A 24416-nucleotide genomic window follows, 5' to 3' on the forward strand; every position below is an offset into this window, starting at 1 on the left:
TACCGTCGTGGTCATGCCGACGGCGTCGCACCGCGCGAGCAGTGACCTCCGGAATCCGTCTTCACATCACCCGCGTGCTGGCAGGCTGCGCGTCCTGCTGGCCACATCCCTGGTCGCATCATTGGTTGTCACAGACGGAACGCCCGCTGCCCTGCGGGTGAGGCCCCAGCAGTCCGTGTCCGGTCCGCTGACACTGACGGTCGAATCGGGCTTCATTTCCCTGACCTCCAGCTCGACACCTCTGGAATCCTTGACGATCACCCGGCGCGCCACCGTCGCACTGAACCCGCGCGAGAACGGCCGTGGACTCGACGCGGTCATCACGTCCGAATCCCTCACGTCCCCCTCCGAAGCCGGCAGCCCCACACCCGGGAGTATCCCGGTGGTCTTGGTACACGGGACCGCCGAGAATCAAAAGTACTGGGACGCGATGACGACAAGCCTGCACGATGCCGGAATGAAGGCATTCACCTTCGAATACGGACAGAAGGGATTCCAGGGTCTCGTCGGGTCGATCGGACAAAAGATCGGGCTGCGCGGATTCGGTGACGTCGAGGTGTCCACCCAACAACTCGCCGACGAGGTAGCGACAGTCTTGGACCGAACCGGCGCGGGCAAGGTAGACCTGGTGGGCCACTCACAGGGCGGCCTCCTGATCAAGAATTTCGTGGCGCAAGACAAATCTGACAGGGTCGCCAACGTCGTTCAGTTGGCGCCGTCGACCCACGGCACCACCTTCAGCGGGCTTGCGGACTTCATCGGCCCCGTCGGCAATTCCGTCGATATCAACGGCTGGAAGCCCGTCAAAGACGTGATCTACACGGCCGCCAGCACATTGGCGTGGCCGTCGTTAGCGCAACAAACCGTCGGCAGCCGATTTCTTGAGAAGCTCGACAAACTTCCGGACACCAAACCTGGTGTCGACTATCTGGTGGTGAGCACCAAGGACGATGTGGTGGCCACGCCGTACCGAGCTCAATTCATCACAGCGGCACCGGGTTCCACTGCGGTCAACATGGAAGTACATTCGTTGCCGGGCGTGCCGCAAGGTGGGGCGGTAGACCACGGCCTGAACACCGGAGACGTCATCTCGGCGGTGACCAATTACCTCAAGTCCAGCCAGTCGGCGCCGCGCACGGCCGATCAGGTCAAGGCCAATCCGGGTACCACGCTCACCCGGGACGGCGGCACGACAACCGTGTCCGAAGGCGGGAAGGTAGTCGCGACCATCGACGAGCAACCCGGGACTGCAAAACAGAACCCTGCCAAGCAATCTCGTGAACCGGTTGGCAAGTCCGTCACCGGCACCACGGTCACCACGCCCTCGGGAGCGACACTCGAGGTAGCGGGGCGCGATGTCACGCTGAAGCGCAATGGTCAGTCGGTCTCCATCAGCGAAACGCACGGTGTGACAGTCGCCAGCACCCCTGCCGAACGGGCGCCGAGCACCAAGAGCTCCCTACCGGCGGATCACCCTGCCAAGACGGACCAGAAGCCCTCGGCGTCCCAGCCCACGGGAATCACACCGAAAATCGGCATCGGTGCCAATGGAGTGGCCGAGCGCAGCGGGACAACGACGGGCGCCAAACCCGCAGAGCACCCGACTGGCGGCACCGCAACCGATTCGCCGTCTACGAAGACCTCGAAGACTGCGAAGTCGCCGACGGATAGCGCGACGAGCGGCACGGCGACCACAGGCACCGGCACCGGGCTGCATGCCACCAACGGCACATCCACACGCACCGGATCATCGAGCAGCCTTGGCGGGCAACAGTCCTCCACACCGAAGGCGACCACAAGCACGTCGGGATCAGGCCCTAGATCGGCAGCGGGTAGCGGCGACAGCAAGGCGGGACATTCGGGTGCGGGCTCCCGCCCGGATTCCGGCGACCACAAGAAGTCCACGGACGGGCCATCCCACGAACACGCCGCGGGCAACTCTTAAAGGCTGCGCTGGCGACTACGTTGGCGCTCGCGTTGCTCTATCGGATCCGGAACCGGCACCGCGGCAACCAATGTGCGGGTGTATTCGGTGGAGGGGTTATGCAGAATCTCGCGGCGCGGACCCAACTCTTCCAGGACACCATGGCGCAGCACCGCAACCTCGTCGGCCAGTCGATCCACCACGGCCAGATCGTGACTGATGAACAGGCAGGCGAACTGCCACTGACGCTGCAGTTCCTCGAACAGGTCCAGGACGGCCGCCTGCACCGACACGTCAAGCGCGCTGGTGGGCTCGTCGGCGACCAACAGGTCGGGTCCCAGGGCAAGCGCCCGGGCCAGGTTGGCACGCTGGCGTTGCCCCCCGGACAGTTCATGGGGATAACGATTTTCCGTGCCGGCCGGAAGCTGCACGGCATCGATCAACTCAGCCACGCGGGTGAGAATCTTGCGCTGATCGCCGTACCGGTGTACCCGCATGGGCTCGGCAATACAGTCACCCACACGCATTTTCGGATTCAGCGAGGTTGCGGGGTCCTGAAAGACGAACCCGAACTTGGCACGCAGCGGACGCAGCTTGCGTTGACTCATGCCCACAAGCTCCTGCCCGAGCATCCGCACCGAACCCGAGGCAGGCTGCTGCAGCGCGGCCACGCATCGCCCGATGGTCGACTTTCCGGAGCCCGACTCCCCCACCAGCCCGAGGGTCTTCCCTCGGGCAATACTGAAGCTCACATCGTCGACCGCACGGAAGGACGAACGACCCAGTAGACCGGGGAATTCCACGACCAGTCCGGACACCTCCAGGACAGGCTCGGCCGGTTCCCCGGCCTGGGTGGGAGCATGTTCGGGGTCTCCCTGTCCCAGGTGCGGGACCGCCGCCAGCAAGGCCCGGGTGTACGGTTCGGCTGGCTCAGCGAAAAGCTGTTCCACCGGCGCTATTTCGACGACCTTCCCCTGTTTCATGACGACGACTCGGTCGGCGATATCGGCCACCACACCCATGTTGTGGGTGATGAGCACGATCGCACTGCCGATCCTGTCCCGCAGATCTCTGAGGAGTTCCAGGATTTCGGCCTGCACTGTCACGTCCAGGGCCGTGGTCGGTTCATCGGCGATGATGACCGTGGGGTCACACGCGATGGCGATCGCGATGACCACGCGCTGTTTCTGGCCACCGGAGAGCTGATGCGGATAACAGTCGTAACGACGCTCCGGATCGGGCAGCTGTACAAGCTTCAGTAGTTCGATGACACGTGCGCGGGCCTGTGCGCGTGTCATATCCGAGTGCGCGCGGACTGCCTCACTCACTTGGTATCCGATGGTGAACAGTGGATCCAGTGCCGCACCCGGCTCCTGGAAAACCATGGCGATGTCCTTGCCGCGCATGGCTGTCAGCTCGCGAGCCGACAACGTGGTCACGTCGCGGCCGTCGAGCAGGACTGAACCGGTAATGCGCGCGGTCTCGGGGAGCAGCCGGATGGCAGTACGCGAGGACACCGACTTGCCCGAGCCCGACTCCCCGACGACTGCCAGCACCTCTCCCGGCCTGACGTCGAATGACACATCTTGAACAGCAGCCACGGAGCCGCTGTCGGTGCTGAAGGTCACCGATAGCGACCGGAACGACAGAGCAGCCAACGGTTCCTTCTCGCTCATGCTTCCCCCCGCCTGGTCCGCAGGAGTGGGTTGATGATCTCGTTGAGACTCTCGCCCACCAGCGTCATCCCGAGCACCACCAGCACAATCGCGGTACCGGGAAAGACGCCCGTCCACCAAATGCCGTTCGCCACATCCGATAGCGCTTTGTTCAGGTCATAGCCCCATTCGGCGGCTTGGGTGGGTTCGATGCCGAAGCCGAGGAATCCGAGTCCTGCCAGCGTCAGGATGGCCTCGGCACCGTTGAGGGTGATGATCACCGGTAGCGACGAGGTGACATTGGACAGGATGTGCCGGAACAAGATTCGTGGGGTGCTGGCCCCGGTGACCCGGGCGGCGTCAACGAACGGCTCTTGTTTGACGCCGACGGTGGCGTTGCGCACCACCCGGAAGTACTGGGGCACGAAGACGGCCATGATGGCAATGGCTGCGGCGAGAATGCCTCCGCCGGTGCTGGATTGACCACCAGTGACCGCAATCGACACCACGATGGCCAGCAGAAGGGAGGGCATGGCGTACAACGCGTCCATCACCAGCACCAGCACCCGGTCCAGCCAGCCGCCCAGGTAGCCGGAGGTCAGACCCAGCGCCACGCCCACCGGCAGGGACACCACCAGCGAGGTCACTATGACCAGCAGTGCGGTGCGGGCACCGAACAGCACCCGCGAGAACACATCTTCACCACGCACCGACGTTCCGAACCAGTGCTGCCAGGACGGCGCGTGCTGACGGACGAAATCAACACCGTCCGCACTGGTCTGGGCGAACCCGTACGGCGCCAACAAGGGCGCCAGTATCGCAACGAGAATGAACACCGCGACCAGGACCAGACCGGCCACCAGTGTGAACCGCTGCAGGCCATGCGTGGAACGCAACAGACCCACACCCGGCAGGCCGCGCAGCCGGTCCCCCAGAGGTGTCCTGACCGATGCCGTCATCAGAACCTCACCCTCGGGTCGATAAGGGCGACCACCACATCGATGACGAAACTCATCACCGCGACGATGATCGCGATCACGGTGACGATGCCCTGCACGGCGACGAAGTCACGCGCCGAAAGATAGTGCGCCAGTTGTGAGCCCAATCCATTCCATTCGAAGGCCGTTTCGGTCAGCACGGCACCGGCGAGCAGCATGGCAATCTGCATACCCATCACCGTGACCACCGGCACCAGTGAGTTCCGGAAGGCGTGCCGCCCCACGACGACTCTCTCCGAAAGCCCACGGGCGCGGGCCGCGTCCACATACCCCGCACGCAACGTCTGCAGGAGATTGACGCGCACCAATCGCAGGAACACCCCCGCGGTCAGCAGCCCGAGCGCCAGCACCGGTAGCACCAAATGTTTGAGCGCGTCCACGAAATATCCACTGTTGCCGTACAACACGGTGTCCACCAGCAGCAGGTGGGTGCGGTGCGGCATGGCATCCAGCGCGATCTCGGTCCCTACGGTGCTGCGCCCCGAGGCCGGCAACCATCCCAGTTTCACCGAGAAGAAGAGCTTGAGCAGGATCGCGACGAAGAACACCGGGGCCGCGTAGAAGAACACCGCCGCCAGCCGCAACGACACGTCGGTGACCTTGTCACGATGCGTTGCCGCCAGCCGCCCCAAGGGAATACCCACCAGCAAGGCCAAGAGGATCGCACCGGTGGCAAGCTCGAGGGTCGCGGCACCGTTGACCACGATGATGTCGGTGATCGATCGCTTGTCGGTCAACGTGCGCCCAAAGTCCCCGCGCAGCACGCCGCTGAGGTACTCCCAATATTGGGTCCAGATGGGCCGGTCGAACCCCGCCTCGGCCTTGCGTTTGGCGATCTCTGCGGGCGTGAGCCGCCCACCGGCCTGGGCGGTGATGGGATCGCCGATACCGCGCATGAGCACGAACACCAGCGTCATCAGGATCCATGCCGTCGGAATGATCAGTGCCAGACGTACCCCGAGATAGCGCAGCAGCGTGGTGCTCATGCGGCGCTGCCCGTCTTCTTCAGCGGAGTGAACTGGAATTTGAATGAGGGGCCGAGCTTGATCCCGTCGACATTCTTCACCGACACCGCGATTTGTTTTCCGGTGAGCAGCGGCAGCGTCGAAATGTGGTCCCGCGCCATCAGGTCCTGGATCTGCCCGATGATGCTCAGGCGCTTGGCCCGGTCAGGTTCGGTGGCCTCGGCGGTGATGAGCCGCGTGATGGTGTCGTTCTCGAAGTGGTTCACGACCATGTTGTCCGGCATGAAGAATGGCGTCAGATAGTTGTCAGGATCGGGGAAATCGGGAAACCAACCGAACTGATATACGGGATACGAGTCCGATGACCGCCTCTCCTGGTAGGCGACCCACTCTGTCGACTGCAAGTCGACCCGAAAAAGGCCGGACGACTCAAGTTGTCCCTTGACCGCCGCGTACTCCTCCGATGAATTGCTGCCGTAATGATCCGGGTTGTACTGCAGATTAATCAGCACCGGGACTGAAATCTTGGCATCGGACAAGAACTTTCGAGCCAAATCTACGTTGGGTTTGGCCCCATAGAGCGTCTTGAATGATTCGGTAGCACCCGCCATGGAGTCCGGCACCACCGAATAGGCCGGGGTATAGATTCCCTTGTACACGTTGCGGGACAGTGCTTCACGGTCGACCAACGAGGACACTGCCTGGCGGACGGCGAGCTTCTGGGCATCCGTGCCGCCCGGCATGGTCTTGAGATTGAAGACGATGTATCTGAGCTCGCCACCGGGCCCCTCATGTACGGCAAGGCGGGGATTGACCCGCAATGTCTCGATATCGTTGGGGGACAGACTCCGGTAGGCGATATCGATGGCCCGGTTCTCGATGTCGATCTTCAGGTTCTCGCCACCGGTGTAGTACTTGATACCGACTAGCTCCCATTGCGGCTTACCCAGTCCGCCAATGTATGTGGGATTGGCCCGCAGCCCGATCAGCTGGTTCTTGCTGTGCGAGGTGATGGTGTAGGGGCCTGCGAACGGCTCGGCGCGCGCGATGGCGTCGTCATCGAGCAGCCGGTCCGCCGGGAAGACCTCTTCATCGATGATGGGTCCGGCATTGGTGGCGAGCACCTGAGGAAACGTCTGATCGTTGGGGAGTTTAAGCCGGAAGTCGACGGTCAGGTCATCGGGCGTCTCAACACGATCGAGATTGGCCAGCAGCGACTGCGGCCCGTTGGTATCGTCGATCACGCGCTCGCGGTCATACGAATACTTCACATCCGAGGACGTCAGCTTGTGCCCGTTGGCGAACACGGAGCCCGGCTTGAGCGTGCAGCTGTACACCGTGGGGTTTTTGAAGCCGCACGATGACGCCAAGTCGGGTTTGAGGTCCCCAGTCCCCGGGGTGAAGTTCATCAAAAATGGGTAGACCTGGTTCTCGACCTGAAACGAGCCATTGTCGTAGGCCCCCGCCGGGTCGAGGGTGGACACGCGGTCCGTAGTGCCCACCGTGAGGTACTCGCCGTCGACAGCTCCCGGTGGCCTACCCACCCCACACCCGGCAACGAGCAGCACGGATGCGGCCACGGCCAGTTTGCGCATCCGACGAGTATGGCAACACTTGCCCCAACCCGCTGAGGTGCGGTGCAATACATGTCACAAGGCCGACCAAGCGAGCGTTAGGTAGGTTGGTTGCGATCCCGCCGTCCGCGTCAGCGCCGGGCGGTCACGACACCCGAGCCACATGAGGGACTGAAATGAAGACTGCCGTCACCGGAGCCGCCGGCTTCATTGGTACCAACCTAGTCAATCTCCTCGTGGAGAACGGCCATGACGTGGTCGCCATCGACCGCGTAGTGCCCAGCTCACCGGAGACCCGCGGCGCCGTGACCTGGGTATCCGGCGATGTACTCGACCTGGCGTCGATGACCAAGGCCCTCGAAGGCGTCGAGGTGGTCTACCACCTGGTGGCCGTCATCACCCTCAAGCACGAAGACGAGCTGTGCTGGCGCATCAACACCGAAGGTGCGCGTACCGTCGCGCAGGCCGCCCTCACCGTCGGAGCCCGCCGGATGGTGCACTGCAGCTCCATCGACTCGTACTCCAACAGCGTGTCCACCATCGACGAGAAGTCGCCGCGCTCGACGGGTGCCGACCTGCCCGTCTACCAGCGCTCCAAATGGGGTGGAGAAGTAGCTGTGCGTGAGGTCATCGAGTCCGGGCTCGATGCCGTCATCGGCAACCCCACCGGGGTTTACGGTCCAGTGGACCTGCCCAACCTGTCGCGGATCAACCAGCTGCTGTTCAACAGTGCACGCGGCCGACTGCCCGGCATGGTGAACAGCCAGTACGACCTTGTCGATGCCCGCGACGTCGCGGCCGGCCTCTACCTGGCCGGAGAGAAGGGCCGCACCGGCGAGAACTACCTCCTTGGCGGCTACATGGGCAGCCTGTTGCAGGTGTGCCGTCTGGCTGCTCAGCACGTCGGCAAGCGCGGCCCGTTGTTCGCGCTGCCCATGGGACTTCTCAACGCTGCCATCCCGGTCATCGAGCCGATCGGCAAGCTGCTGAAGAATGATGCACTGAGCCGCGCCGCATTCAACAAACTGACCGTGTCACCCGCCGTCGATATCACCAAAGCCCGGACCGAGCTCGGTTATGACCCACGGTCCACGGCGACAACGGTGACCGAGCTGGTGGACTTCTTCGTCAGTTCGGGTCGGCTCTAGCCCCGCGCGCGAGCCCCACATTGGGCACCAGCACATCGATCGGGGCGTTGCCAGGTTCCCGTATGAGCTCCTGGTCGAATTCCCTGACTTGCCCAGGGAGGCCAGGTCAGCGGCCACCTCGTGGATGCGGCAGCCGGATCACCCATGTCGAAATCACGGACATAGGAAGGGAAATCGCGATAACCTGCCCGTCAGGGAACGGCCCGAGCTATTCGCCCATATTGGTCGAGGTGGCAGAGGCCCTGCGCGCGCGTGCAATTGACGTGCCGCAGCGTCGTGGTAGTTGAAACTGGCAACAATTTATACCAAGATCACCTCTCGAATCTTGAATCTGGAGGTGACGTGGAGCAGCTGTCCATCCCGCCGCATTGGGGCACCGTGGCGACGGAACTGGCACAGCGACAGGGCATAGACGCCGCCAAAATACTGATGGATGTGCAGGTTTCACCGCGATTCCTTACTGGCGAGCCTGCGGTGCTCAGCCGCGGGCAGATTCGAACCATGGTGTGCGAGGTGCTTGCCCGCACACGCGACCTGTCATTCGGCATCAGCCCCATGCCGGTCCCGCCCGAGACGCTTCAGGTCCTCTTGTTCAGCCTCGCAACCTCGGAAAATGCCGGCGCGGCATTGGACCGCTGGACGACATTCCGGGACGCGATGCCGCTGGTACCGCATATGACGGCAACCAGATCCGGAGATCGCGCCACCGTGGAGATCGAGGTATCCGCGCTCAAGCTGCCCGACACCACGGTGACCGAGTGGAGCCTGGCCATCGTCGTGCGAGTCTGGAGCTGGTTGACGATGCGGTCGATCCGCGTCGAACGCATTCGCGTCCCGCAAGCACGCCCGATCGGACGGTCGGATCACAGTAATATCCTCAGGGCTCCGATCGAGTTCGGTAGTGCTTCGGCCACAATGATTCTGGATGCCGAGGTCCTCGACGCCCCGATCTTGCGCACCGAGGCGGAGATAACATCGCTCCTCGACCATCCCGAAGAGATCTGGTTCGACGTCCGAGGTTATGACCAGCAGTTGCCCGAGCGTATCGAGCGAATCGTCAGATCTAGCATCGGGCAGAGGATTCCAAGCGTGAGCGATATCGCGACCGCTCTGAACATGACATCCTCGGCCCTACAGCGTTCCCTTCGAAGCGAGTTCGGCACCTCGGTGCGAGAAATCAGGGACGCCGCACTCCGCGATGAAGCCATCAGGAGCCTGGAGAGCGGAGCAGAATCTCTCAGCGATCTATCGATCCGCCTTGGCTTTTCGGAGTCGAGCGCTTTTACCCGCGCCTTCCGGCGCTGGACGGGAGCTTCGCCGGCTCAGTACCGAGACGGTGCGCGTTCGGTCAAGTAATTCGCCCAATTCGGTCATCGCACGCTCCCCTTCCATCCCGTAACCTCGGGCCAACGCGATCCGAGGGGGAGAGTTTGCTATCGGCTGAACGGCGTTTCGAGTTCTCCCGCAGTCTTGAGGAAATCTCTTCGGTGGCCGACTTCGAGCTACCGTCCTCCGGCGACATCGAACCCGGCAATCACGCGCCGTTCGCGTTCACCGATAGAGCTCGTCGGCTCGGTGATCTCACCGTCGGTGACGAATTCACCACGCAGACCGGAATCGCCGGTCTCATGACACCCATCGAATGGGTCGTCGTCGAAATCACCCACACGACACAACTTCTCGCCGCCCGCCGGGGCCGCTATCAGGTGGTGTCGCAGGGATTGCAGGGGGCGACCGCCACCGTCGTGCTCAACGTCTACGAACAGACACCGTCAGTGGTGGCGGAACTGTTCGTCCTGATCGACGAGGTGATCCTGACCGGTGACCTTCAGCATTCGTTCATGACAGCACTCGACGGCATGATCGACACCCAGGTTGAACTCATCAAGGCCAACTCAGAAGTGCTTCGGGATGTCACCGTCGTTGAGGAGTACCCACCGCGGGGACGTCAGTCCTAACGCGCTTGAACGGGATCCGCGCTGTCGCTTGATGTCTCCCGTGCGGTCGCCGCGAGCATGTTTTCGACCACATTCTTGCCGAGCGCCGTTTCCTTCGGCAGCTCGATCGGGTACTGACCGTCAAAGCATGCACAGCACAACCGCGACCGGGGCTCCTGGGTGGCGGCGACCATTCCTTCGGCAGAGATATACCCCAGGCTGTCGGCACCGATCGCGGTGCGGACACCATCGAACATCTCGTCGTCCGACTCCACCGCGTTGGCGATGAGTTCTGCGGGAGAAGCGAAGTCGATGCCGTAGAAGCATGGCCAGCGCACCGGCGGCGACGCAATGCGCACGTGCACCTCGGCCGCCCCGGCCTCGCGCAACATCCGCACCAGTGCCCGCTGGGTGTTGCCACGAACGATCGAATCATCTACCACCACAAGCCGCTTGCCTCGGATGACCTCGCGAAGAGGATTGAGCTTCAGGCGGATGCCGAGCTGGCGGATGGTCTGCGACGGCTGGATGAAGGTGCGGCCCACATAGGCGTTCTTCATCAATCCCTGCCCATACGGGATGCCCGAGCCTTGCGCGTACCCGACGGCCGCCGGGATCCCGGATTCGGGAACACCGATCACCAGGTCCGCGTCTACGGAGTGTTCGGCCGCAAGCCGGCGCCCGATCTCGACGCGGGTCGAGTGCACGGAACGTCCGTCGAGCATGCTGTCGGGCCGGGCCAGGTACACGTACTCGAAGACACAGGTCTTGGGGGTCGCGTTGGCGAATCGGCTGGAGCGAACGCCGTCGGCGTCAATGGCCAGTAGCTCGCCGGGCTCGATGTCCCGCACGAAGGAGGCGCCCACGATGTCCAGGGCCGCGGTCTCCGAGGCGACCACCCAGCCGGTGTCGAGACGGCCCAGACACAGCGGCCTGACCCCGTGCGGGTCGCGCGCCGCGTACAGCGTGTTCTCATCCATGAACACCAGACAGAACGCGCCACGAACGGTGGGCAGCAGCGACATCGCCGCTTGCTCGATGGTGGTATCGGCGGCACCGTGCGCCAACAGTGCGCCCATGATGTCCGAGTCGGTCGTGGCCATACCCGGAGTCTTCGGGTTGATAAGCCCCGCGTCGCGCGCCCGTTCGGTGAGTTCGGCCGTATTGACCAGGTTCCCGTTGTGTCCCAGCGCCACCCCGGTGCCCGCGGCAGTCGTCCGGAACACGGGTTGAGCGTTCTCCCAGGTCACCGAGCCGGTGGTGGAGTAACGGCAGTGCCCGATCGCGACATGTCCGAGCATGGCGGCAAGCGTCTGCTCGTCGAACACCTGACTGACCAGACCGAGATCCTTGAACACAACCACCTGCGAGCCATCGGCGACAGCGATACCTGCGGCCTCCTGGCCGCGGTGCTGCAGCGCGTACAGCCCGTAGTACGTGAGTTTTGCTACTTCTTCGCCGGGTGCCCAGACCCCGAATACGCCGCATTCTTCACGAGGGTCGTTTTCTAACTCAATCGGCTGTGCGGTCACTATGGCTGCTCCCTGGTGGGGGGGTGGGTGACCACATCAGTCTACGGGTGAAGGTAGCTGAACGCTGAATCGGCAGGCCGCGCCCGGCAAAAGTGCCCGTGGATACCGTCGCGGACGTGATCGAGGCCACTACGGGGGCCTCATCGTGGTGCCCAGAGCGACGAGTTCCACGACGCCTGGCTAGCCGAGCGGCACCAACGGCAGCCAGTCCGCGATCTCGGCGGCCCGTGATCCGGACACCGTGACGGTGCGGTCGGCGGTGGCTACGTCCAACGTCAGCAGACCCGTCGCCAAGAGCAGCCAGGTACGCGGGGTGGTCTCCACCACGTTGGGCGGGGTACCGCGGGTATGACGCGGACCCGAGATGCATTGCACTGCAACGAAGGGCGGCACCCGTACTTCTACGGACGCCCCGGGAGCATCTGCTGCGAGAGTTCGGGCGGTGAATCGGACGGCGTCGGCGAGTGCCGCGCGTTCCGGCTCGGGCGCGTGCGCATCACGCAGCCAGTCCGCGATCGCGAGTACTGCCGCCCGCGTCGAGGACGCGTCGGGAGGGCGAGCTGGCATGTGCGCCAGCCTATCCGTGGAGCGCCGGCGCCCGGCCGGGGAACCTACGCCCCGTCGCAGATTCCCGAGTCCCGAATGGTGTTGCCGTAGACATTGGCCGTGGCGATGTTGGCGTTGATCACTCCGGATGGCAACTGCTGCTTGATCTTGTCGCTGATCTGAGTGAACTGGAACCACAGGTGATAGAACGAGTCACCGTTGTAGAGCGGCGAGTACTGGCTCTGATCCGGGTAGTTGGTGATGTACAGGGCGTGCACCCGCGGATCCAGGAATGCCGCGGACTGGTCCAGGTTGGCGGTCACCACGTTGCCGACAGTGTCCGACCCCGAGGCCGCCCAGACGTCATGGTGATCACGTAGGTAGTTCTGGAATCCGTACACCGAACCCATCAAGGTGCCGTACTGCGCATTGAACCACTGGCAGGAATCACGCAGCGCCGTGAACTGCTCATCGGTCGCGCGGTTCTGCCACATGTTGTACGGGAACACCGAGGTGTCCGGCGACCAGTCCGACGGGTACGGGACGAACACGGGTAATGACGCGCCCGCTCCGGGCTCGGCGCTTGCTGGTGCGGCCAGCGCCACTCCGGCGGCCACCGCCATACCGGCCAGCACTGCACCGGTCCTGCTCATCCACTTCGAGACCATCTGTGCAGTATTCCGCCGAATGTCGACTTTTGGTATCAGTTGCTCGCACTTTCTCGCCCCAACCCGACATTCGACCGGGAAACGTACAGGGTTACCACCGCGCCCGCCTCATTGAGCGCCAGGTGGGTGAGCATGGGCGCCGCCACGCTCCCCGATCGCTCGCGTAGCCAGCCCAACAGCCAGCCGAACATGCCGGTGACCAGCACCGTTCCCAGGATGGAATCTCCCGCTGCGCGAGCGGGCCGGATATGAGCCAGCCCAAAGGCCACCGCCTGGACCACACCACCCAGCCCGCGGCCGAAGGCCCCGATGGCCATGGGCTGCAGCACTCCGCGGAAGGCGAGTTCCTCCGACCACACCGTGCCCACCGGAATGTGCAGACCCAGCCAGGCAGCGGGATGCAGGCCGATATCTCGCTCCCGCATGGACGTGCGCACCGGTTTCAGCGCCGGAGAGGCACCGACGATGGCGGCGGCCACTGATGCGGCCACGCCACCGAGCCGCAGTCCGGCCGCCAGCTGGGGTTGCCGAAGCCCCAGCGAGATACCGGTGGCGGCCGCGAGCACCGAGCTGGCGCCCGCCCCGATCAGCGGCCGCCAACGTTGCGGGAATCGTTCCAGGGCCGCCGGCCAAGCCACGAGCGCGATGGCGAGGATGAACACCCTGACGCGGGCGATCACGTATCGGGGCCGTCGAGCGACGCGGTGTCGACCAGAGCCTTCCGGATGCGTTCGGTGTCCTGCGGGGTCCAGCCCTCCGGCGGGGCAATCGCCGCCCAGCCGTTCACCGAGGAGATGCCGTAGTTGTGTCCGTGCCCATCGGGCACACCGACGGCGTTGGCCAGGTCGGCGGCCACCTGCCAGAAGGTGACGATGGGGTACCAGCGCATGGCGACAGACCGATCCCCTACCGGCGCCTCCTTGAGCCAATCCGGTTGGCTGAAAAGCAGATCCGTGGACCACCAGGTCACCGGGTCTGACGGATGCTGCACGAAAAGCACCCGAGGGTTCTGCCACGGTGGCCTGGCCAGCGCGTCGATATCGGGGCCTATCGCGAAACGCGCCGTGAATCCACTGTCGTAGACCGGGAGAGCTTCCAACGTGCCCCGGTCGCGCTTGGACACCAGCTCATTCCAGATCTGGCTGAAATTCGGCGGACCAGTCCACAACACACCGTCGACGCCGGCCGCACGGATATCGCCGAGGCCATCGAACGCACCTTGTCCCGCAAACGATCCCAGGCTTTCGCCGTAGATGAGCAGCTTGGGCCGATGCCCCTGCGGCTGCTGCGCCCACCGTTTCTGAACGGTGTCGACCAAGAGCCTGCCCGAGGCCAGCGCCTTCTTCTTGTCTGCCAGGAACGAGATCCAACTGGGCAGGAAAGAGTACTGGGTGGCCACGATCGCGGTGTCGCCGTTGTACATGAGCTCGATACCGCGCGCGGCGGCCGGCGTCACCCATCCGGTTCCGGTGGTCGGGACGATGATCAGCGCCTTGCGCTCGAAAGCCTTGGTGCGCTCCAGTTCCCGCACCAGGATGTCGGCGCGTTCCTCGGCGGTGTCGGCGGTCTCCAGGCCCGCGTAAACCCTGATGGGTTCCTTGGCCTGGCGACCGTTCACCTTGGTCAGCTCATCGGCATGTAAGCCACCTGAGACGAAGTTGCGTCCCTCATAACCGAGGCTCTCCCACGAGGCCAGCGACGCCGGACTTCCGGAACGCTCCGGCTGCGTGGGCTGTTCCACCCCGGCACGGGTGGTGTCGTTATGTGGACCGAATGAGGCATTGGCCGCGGAGAAGAAGCCACGCACCAGCACACCGTTGAACAACATGATGGTCAGCACCGCGACGATGGCGGTACCGATGAGAAGTGATACCTCCTGACTCAGCCGCAGCCGCCGAATGAGGAACCGGGCCAGCAGCCGAACCAGGTCACGCAAGACTCGCGCCACCGAAATAAACAGTGCACCAACGGCAATCGAGACGAGGAACGATTTTGAGTACTCAATTGTCGTCGGCCCTTGAGTCTCCATGAGCGCCGCGATCTGGCGTTGCCAGCGTGCGGCGGGCACGATCATCGCCAGCGAGCACACCGCCGAGAGCAGCACCACCCCGAGCTTGGCGGTCACCATCACCCGATCACGCAGCGGCCACCATTTCTGGTGACGGAGCCAAAAACGCAGCACCAGTTTGGAGAGCGCGACACCGATGCCGTAGCCGATGGCCGCGGTAGCTCCGCCAATCAGACCCTGGAACAGCCAGGTACGCGGCATCAGCGACGGAGTAAGCGACAAGCAGAAGAACAAGGCACCGAAGGCGATTCCACTGAAGTCCAGCCGCACCAGATTCCATGCCCAGGCCACCAAGGGGTGCCGGTCCTCGAGATGATCCTCTAACTCCTGGAACGCCAGCCAACTGCGGCCGATCCAATCATCGGGATCGACAGTGCTCGTCGTGACCGGGACTCCAGGAGTCTCGCTCATCCGAACAATCCGGGCAAAACACCTTCATGGACTTCGCGCAGCTCGGCCAGCGTCACCGAGAACTGGCCCTGCACCTCAACGGAATCCGAACCCTGATCGACAACACCGATCCGCACCGCGGGCAACTGCCGCGCCTCACACATCGCGACGAATCTGCTCTCCTCGGTACGCGGCACCGCGACCAGCACCCGCCCGGCAGACTCGGAGAACAACGCCACGAAGGGATCAGCCCCCTCGGGAAGCAAGACGCGGCAACCAGTTTCGCCGGCAAGCGACGACTCGATGACGGCCTGGATGAGCCCGCCCTCGGACAGGTCGTGAGCGGCGGACACTAGCCCGTCCCGCGACGCGGCGGTGAGAACCTGGGCAATCAGCTGCTCGCGGGCCAGGTCAACCTTCGGCGGGGTGCCACCCAGGTGATCGTGTGCCACCTGCGCCCAGATGGAACCGTCGAACTCGTCGACGGTATCGCCCAGCAGGATCAGCGTTTCTCCGGGTTCGGTGCCGAATCCCGTAGGGATGCGCCGTTTTACGTCGTCAATAACGCCCAGCACCCCGACCACCGGAGTAGGCAGGATGGGCGTGGTGCCGGTCTGGTTGTAGAAGCTGACGTTGCCTCCCGTGACCGGGATGCCCAGCTCCACACAGCCATCGGCGAGGCCACGGACCGCCTCGGAGAATTGCCACATGACGCCTGGGTCCTCCGGGGAGCCGAAGTTCAGGCAGTTGGTCACCGCGACGGGGGTCGCACCGGAGGCCGCCACATTGCGGTACGCCTCAGCGAGCGCCAAGCGGGCGCCGTTATAGGGATCGAGCACCGTGTACCGACCGGAAGCATCCGTGGCCAAGGCGATTCCACGCCCGGTCTGCTCGTCCACCCGGATCACGCCGGAGTCGGCATGCTCGGCGAGCACGGTGTTTCCGCGCACGTACCGGTCGTACTGCTCGGTGATGAAGGCACGGCTGCACAGGTGCGGGCTGCCGATCATGTCCAGCAGCGTCTGCCGCAGCTCCCCGGCCGTGGCCGGGCGCGCCAAACCTGCTGCAGTGTCGGCGATCAGCGCGTCCTGAGTGTCGGGCCGGGCCACCGGGCGCTGGTAGACGGGGCCCTCGTGAGCAACGGTCCGCGGCGGCACATCGACAACGGTCTCGCCGTGCCAGGTGATCCGCAGCCGGTCACCATCGGTCACCTCACCGATGACGGTGGCCAGCACATCCCACTTCCGGCACACGGCCATGAAGGCATCTACGTTCTCCGGGGTCACCACCGCGCACATGCGCTCCTGAGACTCGCTGGAGAGCACCTCAGCCGGTGTCATTCCGGTCGCGCGCAGCGGCACCTTATCCAGATCGATATGCATGCCGCCGTCCCCGGCCGAAGCCAGTTCCGATGTGGCGCAGGATAGTCCGGCACCGCCGAGGTCCTGGATGCCGACCACCAGATGTGCCGCGTACAGCTCAAGGCAGCACTCGATGAGCACCTTCTCGGTGAACGGGTCGCCCACCTGCACGCTGGGGAGCTTCTTGCGAGAGGCACCGTCGGCCTCGTCACCGCCAAAGGTCTCCGAGGCCAGCACCGACACACCGCCGATGCCGTCGAGACCGGTGCGTGCGCCGAACAGGATGATCTTGTTGCCGGTGCCGGAGGCGAAGGCCAGATGCAGATCTTCCTTGCGCAGCACGCCTGCACACAGCGCGTTCACCAACGGATTACCGGCATAGGAGGCATCGAACACCGTCTCACCGCCGATGTTGGGCAGGCCCAGCGAGTTCCCGTAGCCGCCGATACCTCGCACCACGCCATCGAAGACACGGCGGGTGTCGGGGGCATCGGCAGCACCGAAGCGCAGCTGATCCATGACGGCGATCGGTCGGGCGCCCATGGCCATGATGTCGCGAACAATGCCGCCCACACCCGTGGCAGCGCCCTGGTATGGCTCGACATACGACGGGTGGTTGTGCGACTCGACCTTGAAGGTGACCGCCCAGCCATCGCCGATGTCCACCACTCCGGCGTTCTCACCGATGCCGGCGAGCATCGCCGAGCGCATCTCCTCGGTGGTGGTCTGTCCGAAGTAGCGCAGGTGCACCTTGGAGGACTTGTACGAGCAGTGCTCGCTCCACATCACCGAATACATAGCCAGCTCGGCGTCCGTGGGACGGCGCCCGAGGATCTCGCGGATGCGGGCGTACTCATCGTCCTTGAGCCCTAGTTCAGCGAAGGGCTGCGGGTGATCGGGGGTGGCTGTTGCGTTGTCGACCGTATCAACCCGTGAAGTCACGAACAGATTCTAACGTCGAACCCGACGTACCCTCGCTACGTGCCATGCTGCTCGTACGGAGCGACGATATCGGCAGGGTGGATAGGCTTGGCCGGATTCGCGATCATGCACAGAGCGCGCGGTTCTCCACGCTTTCCGACCAGGCCCGTCATACTTGGAAAGTGCTCCGTGCAGCTTTGCTGGTCGCAGTTGGGATCCTGACGGGTTCATGGCTGCTGGCCGCCGGCGGCTGTGCGGCAGGTCAGCCCGACCCGTCTCGCCCGATCGCCCAGGCGATCAACGGCCTGCCCGGTGTGGAGAGCACCAGTCACAGCTTCTCAATCGGCTGGTACGACACATTCACGGTGTACCTGGACGCCAACGTCCGGCCAGAGATCACGCCGGAACAGCTCACTGCGATCTGGGAAGTCTTCAGTCATCAGGTAGAGAAGGCCGGGGCCGGCCATGCACATGTCAACGTCCGGCTGACCATCAACGACTGCCCGTCCACCGTCGCTCAGCCGGACCGTTACTGCGGTGGGATCTCCGAGACCACCGACATGGAAAGTGCCGAACCCGTGCCCAACTGGCAAGAGTGGCGGGCGCTCATCCGGGGGCACTACGGAAACGACATCCGCGTGAACACCAGCCATGTGAAGGGTCAGTCGCGCAAACAGATCACGGTGGCGTTAGCCCGATGGTCCGACGGGAAGCCGAGACAAGCCCGCGTACAAGACTTCTCGTCACTCTTCCGCCGTGTTGCCACCGACTTTCCGGGCCTGCGCGAGGCAGCATGGACCGCTACCGGCACCGGCGGACAGACACCGGCACACGGAAACGATCTGGAACTCGGTACCTCGCGCGGATTACCCACCGACGCCGAGTTCGGTCTCTGGGAAGCGCTCTCTGCCGTTGCACCAGTGAAGATGAACCTCGTCAGGGACTCGGACACCACCGACCAGAAGTCATTGGTCACCGTCACGCTCCCGGGCAGCGGTGAGACTGCCTGGCGAAGCGCCGCACTGAGCCAGCTGATGCTGCTCAAGGCGTATCAGCATCGGGTCAAGTACGAGGCGACGTATGGCAAGGACACGCTATCGGTTGTTGTGGGCGGCTGCTCGCCAGAGTTCGATACCGGGTTCCCGTTGCAGAACGAGCTCCGCCAGTGGTTCGAGACCTGCTCCTAGTGATCTGCCCCGATCAACACCTTCAGCAGCTCGCGTCGGCGCAGCGCCAGGGCCGCCCAGATCAACAATCCGAAGCCGATCGCGAAGACGACCGGGAACCACGCCTCCTCGTGCATGTCGATGGTGACCGCACCACCCAGGTAGGCCGTCAGCCCGACGGCGCCGAGCACCGCGGTACGCGGGATGGCGAACACGACAGTGCACGCCAGCAGCACCCAGCCGATCAGCGCCGTCTGATAGGGCGGGAAGCCCAGCGCCTCCGTCGCGGTACGCGCGAACTGCGCCCCGAAGATCTTTGGTACGGCGTCGGCCAACAGGAACAGCACGATGATCGCGGTCAGCGCGAGACCAATCTTCTCCGGTGGCGTCCGGGCCGCGAATGCGGCGTTAACGCTCGACACAAAACTCTTGGTCTCGGCCATCACGGGTCCCTTCTCATATCGACCCTTCAACAGTATTGATGTCGACCGACAAGGGCACCGAGGCGCACCGAGACGCCATACTCCACCCATGGGAATGTTCGGCCGGTGCGGCGGCGCGCTTGGCGTTCTGGTGCTCAGCGTCGCATCCTTGGTCGCCGGCTGCGATTTCACCGGCTCGCGGACAGCCGACCGTATCGATGACGCGCTGCGACCGCTCGCTGGGGTGTCGTCGGTGTCCCACACCGTGAGTCGCAACGGCGGCTTCGGGCCTACCAGCGTCACCTTCGACGTCTACGTCCGCGGCGAGGCGTCCGCCGATCAGCTCTCCGCACTGACGCACGCCTTCACGCAGCAGATCCACGATTCCCGCGCGTTCCGGTCCTTAAATGCGACCCTCAATGTGAGGCGCTGGCCGGAGGGCCATCACCTGGATTCCACGATGTATGTCGAACTGCGGCCGGCGGCGGCTACCCCGGAGCCCCCGTGGCAGGACTGGCTGAAGCTCTCCCGGGGCGAATATGGATACGAGATCACGGGCTGGGCATCGCCGTCCACCTACGACCGACCCGCCGGCACCAGCCTCAATGTCACGTTGTTCGACGGCAAGGATCGGCGGCCGGACAACATGGGCGCCACCGAATTCGCCACAGCAGTGCGCAGGCTCGGCACCGACTTCCCCGGCTCCACCAGCGACTGGGTGGTCACCAACTCCTTCATCTACTCCAACGATCCACCCAGCATCCGATCGGGCCACGGTCTGCCGACCGCGGCACAACTGGACTTGTGGGAGGCCCTGGACACCATCGCGCCCGTCCACGGCGCATTCAATCTGGGCCCGCTGCCGGGCAACCGCGATCAGCCGGACCGAAATCGAATACGACTCAACAAGCCGGCCGGCCGAAACGTGGATCGCGTTGCGGAAGAACAGCTTCAGCTGATCAGAAAGTCGGGAACGGCGACCGCGTACACAATCGACGATGCCCAGATCACGGTCCGTCCCGGACGCTGCTCCGCGGGTGTGCGGGAGCCTCAGCCCCGGACTGCCCCCGATGTGAACCTGCAGAGCGCACTGCGCGCTCAATTCGAAACCTGCCCGCGTTGACTTCTCGTAGGCTCGCACCATGACCGTCACGATCGTCGCCAAGAACCCCGTCGTCGCCGCTCTGGCCGCGGAGTGGACCGCGTTGGACGAGCTCGGCGCCACCTTGACCGATGAGCAATGGGCCGCTCCGTCGGTGCTGCCGGGGTGGACGGTCAAGGATGTCATCGCGCACGTGGTGGGTACCGAACGCCTGCTGTCCGGAGACCCGATCCCAAGCACTGATGAGGCCGTCGCCAATCTCCCACATGTGCACAATCCCGTCGGTGTCCTCAACGAACGGTGGCTGGCCTACTACCGCAAGCTGCCGCCCGTGGCGGTGCTGAACGACTTACGCAGCGTGACCAGCGCGCGCCTTGCCGTCCTGGAGGGCCTGTCTCAGGAGCAGTTCAACGCTGAGACATCGACACCGGTGGGGCCGGAAAGCTACGGCCGGTTCATGCAGATCCGCGATTTCGACTGTTGGATGCACGAATTGGATGTGCGTGACAGCCTCGGGATGCCCGCACCGGCAGACCCGGTGGCAGCGACGCCGGCCCTCACCGAGCTGATCAACGCATTGCCGTTCCTGGTCGGAAAGCGAGCGGGTGCACCCCAAGGCAGCCGGATACGTTTCGTGCTCACCGGAATTGGTGCACAGAACATTGATATCGAAATCCCCGACCGGGCCCGCATCGTCTCGACGCTCTCCGGCGCGCCGCAGGTGACGCTCACCGCAGACACCTGCGAGTTCGCCCGTCATCTGGGTGGGCGAGCCAGCGCGAGCCGCGACGGATTCACCCTGGACGGTGATCCGGACCTAGGTTGGCACATCATCGCCAACCTGCGCTTCACGATGTAGCGGGCAGCTCCAGAAACGCTTGCAGCGCATCGGAGTACATCGGAACGTCGTGCGCACCCATCAGTTCACGCACCGAATGCATGGCCAGCGTGGCGGCACCGACGTCGACGGTGACGATGCCGGTGTGTGAGGCCGCGAACGGGCCAATAGTGGAGCCGCACTGCATATCCGCCCGATGTTCGTACCGTTGATATGGGACGCCGGCCCGCTCGCAGGCCAGCGCGAATGCCGCCGCACCCCGGCCATCGGTGGCATACCGAACGTTGGGATGAATCTTGATCACCGGCCCGGCATTGACGCCAATCTGATGACCCGGTTCGTGCCGATCCGGGTAGTTGGGGTGAGTGGCGTGCGCCATATCGGCCGAGACCATGAGCGAGGCGGCCGCACGCCGCAGGAAGTCCTCTCGGGTGCCGTTGCTGGACAGCACGATCCGTTCCAGAACTGTCGACAGTAGGTCCGAGTGGGCGCCGTGACCGGACACCGAGCCGATCTCCTCATGGTCGAAGAGCGCAAGCACGATCGTCGAGCTGGACTCGGCGGCAAGGAACGCCTCCAGCCCGGCGTAGCAGCTGGCCTGATTGTCCAGACGCGGGGCACTGACCAGGCTCTCGTCGGGACCTATGAGCGCCGCGGCGGTCAGGTCGTGCGCCATGAGATCGCGTCCGAGAACATCGGCCGCGGCGACCCCCAGCTGTCCGGCAATGAACTCGTCAAAGCTCTTCCCGCCGCTCCATACAGAATTCACATGCCACTGGGGGTCGATCACCCACTTCTTACGCTCCTCGGCGCTGACCATGTGAATCGCCAGATTCGGCACCCGCAGGATCGGCTGGTCGATGCGAATCAGGGTGGACCGCACCGCATCTCCGTCACGCACCAGCACCCTTCCGGAGAGCCCCAGATCGCGGTCCAGCCAGGTCTGCACCCATGCCCCGCCATAGGGCTCCAGGGCAATCATGGGCCAACCCGCCTGCACGCGATCGGCATTGGCCTTCACCCGGAGGTTCGGGCTATCGGTATGCGCCCCGATCACCCGGAAGGCCGCGTTGTCGTCTTCCATGTCGACACCGCGCCAGGCCACGATCGACCCCGACCGCACCGTGAAGTAGTCACCCGAGTGCCCCGGCCAACGCTGCGCCTCGAACAGCTCGGTGAAGCCTTCCTGGCGGAGTCGCTGTGCCACCGTGTCCACCGCGTGAAACGGAGACGGTGAGGCGTCGATGAATTGGCACAGTCCTGATGCGGTCGCGGTCACGCTTCCCATGATGGCTGACTGGATTGGGTCTAGGGTCGAAGCGTGACCGATCCCGTGCCACAGCCTGTTCTGGAACCGCTGTCTTCGTCGGCCATTTTCCTGGTGGTGACTGTCGACGTGGGAGCCGAACAGGCAGTTCACGCTGCATTGCCCGACTTGTCCGGCCTGGCTAAGGCCATCGGATTCCGCGACCCGGCACGGCGATTGTCGCTGGTTACGGCAATCGGCTCGGACGCCTGGGACCGCCTCTTTTCCGGGCCGCGCCCCGCTCGGCTGTGGCCGTTTCAGGAGGTGCGTGGCGAGCGACACACCGCACCATCGACACCTGGTGACATGCTGTTCCACATCCGTGCCAGCACTATGGACCGCTGCTTCGAGCTGGCCACGCGCATTACGGCCACGCTGGCCGGTGCCATTACCGTGGTGGACGAGGTACACGGCTTTCAGTACTTCGACAACCGGGACCTGCTGGGATTTGTCGACGGCACCGAGAATCCCGATGGTGAGGAAGCCGCGTCGGCAGCCCTCGTCGGCGCCGAGGATGCCGACTTCGCCGCGGGCAGCTACGTGCATATCCAGAAATACCTGCACGATATGGCCGCCTGGAGCGCGTTGCCGGTCGACGAGCAGGAGAAGGTGATCGGGCGTACCAAGCTCGACGACATCGAATTCGACGATGCCGTCAAACCCTCGAATTCACATGTGGCCCTGAATGTCATCGAGGACGACGAGGGCAACGAGCTGCAGATCCTGCGGCGCAACATGCCGTTCGGCGAGCTGGGGAAGGCCGAGTTCGGGACGTACTACATCGCTTACTCACGCACCCCGGATGTCACGGAACGCATGCTGCACAACATGTTTGTCGGGGATCCCCCGGGGAACACCGACCGCATCCTGGACTTCTCGACCGCGGTCACCGGCGGGCTGTTCTTCGCACCGTCCGCGGACTTCCTCGACGCTCCGCCACCGCTGCCCAGCCAGGTAGCCGCGAAATCCACTGAGTACCAAGGGTCCCTATCCATCGGCAGCCTGAAAGGAACGTCGGCATGAACAACCTGTATCGCGAACTCGCCCCGATCACGGATGAGGCGTGGGCGGAGATCGAGACCGAGGCCACCCGCACCTTCAAACGCCATATCGCCGGACGCCGTGTGGTCGATGTCAGTGAGCCGGGCGGCCCCTCCAGCGCGGCGGTGAGCACCGGCCACCTGTTGGACGTGGCCGCACCCGCCGACGGCGTCCAGGCGCATCTGCGCGAGAGTAAACCGCTTGTACGACTGCGTGTTCCGTTCACCATCAGCCGCTCGGCCATCGACGACGTGGAACGCGGCTCCCAGGACTCCGACTGGGACCCGGTCAAGGTGGCGGCCAAAAAGCTGGCGTTCGCCGAGGACCGCGCCATCTTCGAGGGATATCCCGCCGCCTCGATCGTCGGCATCCGTGAGTCGAGCTCGAATCCCGAACTCAAGCTCCCCGAAGATGTCCGCGAGTACCCCGACATCGTTGCGCAGGCGCTGTCGGAATTGCGTCTGGCCGGTGTCGACGGCCCGTACTCGGTGCTGCTGTCGGCTGAGGAGTACACAAAGGTCAGCGAGGCCTCCGATCGCGGCTACCCGATCCGCGAGCATCTCCGCCGGTTGGTCACCGGGGAAATCCTCTGGGCGCCGGCGATCGATGGTGCGTTCGTGCTGAGCTGCCGCGGCGGCGACTTCGATCTGCAGCTGGGCACCGATGTCACCATCGGCTACCTGTCCCATGACGCCGACAGCGTGCAGCTGTACCTTCAGGAGACCCTGACGTTCCTGGCTTACACCGCCGAGGCCTCGGTCGCACTGCTGCCCTAGACCCTTCTCTCGCCGAATGTCGACTTTCGGAGCGCCTTACCCGCAGTTCTCAACAGAAGGTCGACATTCAGCGAAGGA

At 64.2% G+C, this 24416-nt stretch carries 20 protein-coding genes and 1 pseudogene; 9 read left to right on the forward strand and 12 right to left on the reverse strand.

Features of this window, described 5'->3' with window-relative positions; genetic code table 11:
• Positions 1–13: 13 nt before the first annotated feature.
• Entirely contained in the window at positions 14–1945 is a 1932-nt protein-coding gene (locus AOT83_RS19870; RefSeq protein WP_057965231.1) for an alpha/beta fold hydrolase, read from the forward strand.
• Here the strand turns inward: AOT83_RS19870 and AOT83_RS19875 are convergent.
• From AOT83_RS19875 to AOT83_RS19890, 4 genes are read right to left on the reverse strand one after another with little or no spacing between them, the layout of a single operon-like run.
• Positions 1942–3600: an ABC transporter ATP-binding protein gene (locus tag AOT83_RS19875; protein ID WP_057965207.1), complete on the reverse strand. Its 1659-nt coding sequence runs from the start codon at positions 3598–3600 to the stop codon at positions 1942–1944. The genes AOT83_RS19870 and AOT83_RS19875 overlap by 4 nt on opposite strands.
• Positions 3597–4538, reverse strand: a complete 942-nt coding sequence (locus AOT83_RS19880) for an ABC transporter permease (RefSeq protein WP_030094227.1) — start codon at positions 4536–4538, stop codon at positions 3597–3599. Before AOT83_RS19880 ends, AOT83_RS19875 begins: the two co-directional genes overlap by 4 nt.
• On the reverse strand, positions 4538–5563 hold the full coding sequence (locus AOT83_RS19885) for an ABC transporter permease (protein WP_057965208.1): 1026 nt from the start codon (positions 5561–5563) through the stop codon (positions 4538–4540). The genes AOT83_RS19880 and AOT83_RS19885 overlap by 1 nt, the downstream gene beginning before the upstream one ends.
• A complete protein-coding gene (locus AOT83_RS19890; protein ID WP_081343724.1) occupies positions 5560–7086 on the reverse strand; it encodes an ABC transporter substrate-binding protein in 1527 nt (508 codons plus the stop codon). Before AOT83_RS19890 ends, AOT83_RS19885 begins: the two co-directional genes overlap by 4 nt.
• Before the next feature lie 206 nt (positions 7087–7292).
• Between AOT83_RS19890 and AOT83_RS19895 the strand changes: the two genes are divergently transcribed.
• From AOT83_RS19895 to AOT83_RS19905, 3 genes are all read left to right on the forward strand, one after another.
• Positions 7293–8264: an NAD-dependent epimerase/dehydratase family protein gene (locus AOT83_RS19895; RefSeq protein WP_057965210.1), complete on the forward strand. Its 972-nt coding sequence runs from the start codon at positions 7293–7295 to the stop codon at positions 8262–8264.
• 342 nt (positions 8265–8606) lie between these two features.
• Positions 8607–9620: an AraC family transcriptional regulator gene (locus AOT83_RS19900; RefSeq protein WP_030094223.1), complete on the forward strand. Its 1014-nt coding sequence runs from the start codon at positions 8607–8609 to the stop codon at positions 9618–9620.
• A 74-nt stretch (positions 9621–9694) separates the two neighbouring features.
• Entirely contained in the window at positions 9695–10222 is a 528-nt protein-coding gene (locus AOT83_RS19905; RefSeq protein ID WP_057965211.1) for a hypothetical protein, read from the forward strand.
• Here AOT83_RS19905 and purF read toward each other — a convergent pair.
• The 6 genes from purF to purL form a co-directional block, all read right to left on the reverse strand.
• On the reverse strand, positions 10219–11733 hold the full coding sequence (gene purF / locus AOT83_RS19910) for an amidophosphoribosyltransferase (protein WP_030094221.1): 1515 nt from the start codon (positions 11731–11733) through the stop codon (positions 10219–10221). The genes AOT83_RS19905 and purF overlap by 4 nt on opposite strands.
• A gap of 180 nt (positions 11734–11913) precedes the next feature.
• Positions 11914–12300, reverse strand: coding sequence for a sterol carrier family protein (locus tag AOT83_RS19915; RefSeq protein ID WP_030094220.1), 387 nt, complete (start codon positions 12298–12300; stop codon positions 11914–11916).
• Positions 12301–12344: 44 nt separating this feature from the next.
• Positions 12345–12947 carry a hypothetical protein gene (locus tag AOT83_RS19920; RefSeq protein WP_030094219.1) on the reverse strand — a complete coding sequence of 201 codons (603 nt, stop codon included), beginning with the start codon at positions 12945–12947 and terminating at the stop codon, positions 12345–12347.
• 35 nt (positions 12948–12982) lie between these two features.
• Complete coding sequence (locus AOT83_RS19925; protein ID WP_057965232.1) at positions 12983–13624, reverse strand: CPBP family intramembrane glutamic endopeptidase; 642 nt, start codon at positions 13622–13624, stop codon at positions 12983–12985.
• Complete coding sequence (locus AOT83_RS19930; RefSeq protein ID WP_030094217.1) at positions 13624–15426, reverse strand: alpha/beta-hydrolase family protein; 1803 nt, start codon at positions 15424–15426, stop codon at positions 13624–13626. The genes AOT83_RS19925 and AOT83_RS19930 overlap by 1 nt, the downstream gene beginning before the upstream one ends.
• Positions 15423–17708, reverse strand: coding sequence for a phosphoribosylformylglycinamidine synthase subunit PurL (purL, locus tag AOT83_RS19935; protein ID WP_057965212.1), 2286 nt, complete (start codon positions 17706–17708; stop codon positions 15423–15425). Before purL ends, AOT83_RS19930 begins: the two co-directional genes overlap by 4 nt.
• 116 nt (positions 17709–17824) lie before the next feature.
• Here purL and AOT83_RS19940 point away from each other — a divergent pair.
• Positions 17825–18874, forward strand: a pseudogene (locus AOT83_RS19940) (hypothetical protein); the annotation flags it as partial.
• Here the strand turns inward: AOT83_RS19940 and AOT83_RS19945 are convergent.
• Positions 18871–19299, reverse strand: a complete 429-nt coding sequence (locus tag AOT83_RS19945; protein ID WP_030094214.1) for a DoxX family protein — start codon at positions 19297–19299, stop codon at positions 18871–18873. The pseudogene AOT83_RS19940 and the gene AOT83_RS19945 overlap by 4 nt on opposite strands.
• Before the next feature lie 85 nt (positions 19300–19384).
• On the opposite strand from AOT83_RS19945, the gene AOT83_RS19950 reads away from it, so the two are divergent.
• The gene (locus AOT83_RS19950) at positions 19385–20398 is read left to right on the forward strand and encodes a hypothetical protein (RefSeq protein ID WP_057965213.1); all 1014 of its coding nucleotides are present in this window, start codon (positions 19385–19387) and stop codon (positions 20396–20398) included.
• Between the two features lie 19 nt (positions 20399–20417).
• Positions 20418–21236, forward strand: a complete 819-nt coding sequence (locus tag AOT83_RS19955; RefSeq protein WP_057965214.1) for a maleylpyruvate isomerase family mycothiol-dependent enzyme — start codon at positions 20418–20420, stop codon at positions 21234–21236.
• On the opposite strand, the gene AOT83_RS19960 is transcribed toward AOT83_RS19955, so the two are convergent.
• Positions 21226–22494, reverse strand: a complete 1269-nt coding sequence (locus AOT83_RS19960; RefSeq protein WP_030094211.1) for a M18 family aminopeptidase — start codon at positions 22492–22494, stop codon at positions 21226–21228. The genes AOT83_RS19955 and AOT83_RS19960 overlap by 11 nt on opposite strands.
• A gap of 42 nt (positions 22495–22536) precedes the next feature.
• On the opposite strand from AOT83_RS19960, the gene AOT83_RS19965 reads away from it, so the two are divergent.
• Together AOT83_RS19965 and AOT83_RS19970 are read left to right on the forward strand one after the other, a co-directional pair.
• Positions 22537–23544, forward strand: a complete 1008-nt coding sequence (locus tag AOT83_RS19965) for a Dyp-type peroxidase (RefSeq protein WP_030094210.1) — start codon at positions 22537–22539, stop codon at positions 23542–23544.
• Positions 23541–24338: a family 1 encapsulin nanocompartment shell protein gene (locus AOT83_RS19970; protein WP_030094209.1), complete on the forward strand. Its 798-nt coding sequence runs from the start codon at positions 23541–23543 to the stop codon at positions 24336–24338. The genes AOT83_RS19965 and AOT83_RS19970 overlap by 4 nt, the downstream gene beginning before the upstream one ends.
• Positions 24339–24416 lie beyond the last annotated feature (78 nt).

This window comes from Mycobacteroides sp. H001 (assembly GCF_001440005.1).
In the GTDB taxonomy this organism is placed as follows: domain Bacteria; phylum Actinomycetota; class Actinomycetes; order Mycobacteriales; family Mycobacteriaceae; genus Mycobacterium; species Mycobacterium gwanakae.

Bases quoted from the DNA above. Each gene is read 5' to 3' on its own strand.
- AOT83_RS19895 (WP_057965210.1), top strand. From the start codon at position 7,293: ATGAAGACTGCCGTCACCGGAGCCGCCGGCTTCATTGGTACCAACCTA.
- AOT83_RS19930 (WP_030094217.1), bottom strand. From the start codon at position 15,426: ATGAGCGAGACTCCTGGAGTCCCGGTCACGACGAGCACTGTCGATCCC.
- AOT83_RS19970 (WP_030094209.1), top strand. From the start codon at position 23,541: ATGAACAACCTGTATCGCGAACTCGCCCCGATCACGGATGAGGCGTGG.
- AOT83_RS19955 (WP_057965214.1), top strand. From the start codon at position 20,418: ATGACCGTCACGATCGTCGCCAAGAACCCCGTCGTCGCCGCTCTGGCC.
- AOT83_RS19885 (WP_057965208.1), bottom strand. From the start codon at position 5,563: ATGAGCACCACGCTGCTGCGCTATCTCGGGGTACGTCTGGCACTGATC.
- AOT83_RS19880 (WP_030094227.1), bottom strand. From the start codon at position 4,538: ATGACGGCATCGGTCAGGACACCTCTGGGGGACCGGCTGCGCGGCCTG.
- AOT83_RS19915 (WP_030094220.1), bottom strand. From the start codon at position 12,300: ATGCCAGCTCGCCCTCCCGACGCGTCCTCGACGCGGGCGGCAGTACTC.
- AOT83_RS19920 (WP_030094219.1), bottom strand. From the start codon at position 12,947: ATGGTCTCGAAGTGGATGAGCAGGACCGGTGCAGTGCTGGCCGGTATG.
- AOT83_RS19950 (WP_057965213.1), top strand. From the start codon at position 19,385: ATGGGAATGTTCGGCCGGTGCGGCGGCGCGCTTGGCGTTCTGGTGCTC.
- AOT83_RS19870 (WP_057965231.1), top strand. From the start codon at position 14: ATGCCGACGGCGTCGCACCGCGCGAGCAGTGACCTCCGGAATCCGTCT.
- AOT83_RS19875 (WP_057965207.1), bottom strand. From the start codon at position 3,600: ATGAGCGAGAAGGAACCGTTGGCTGCTCTGTCGTTCCGGTCGCTATCG.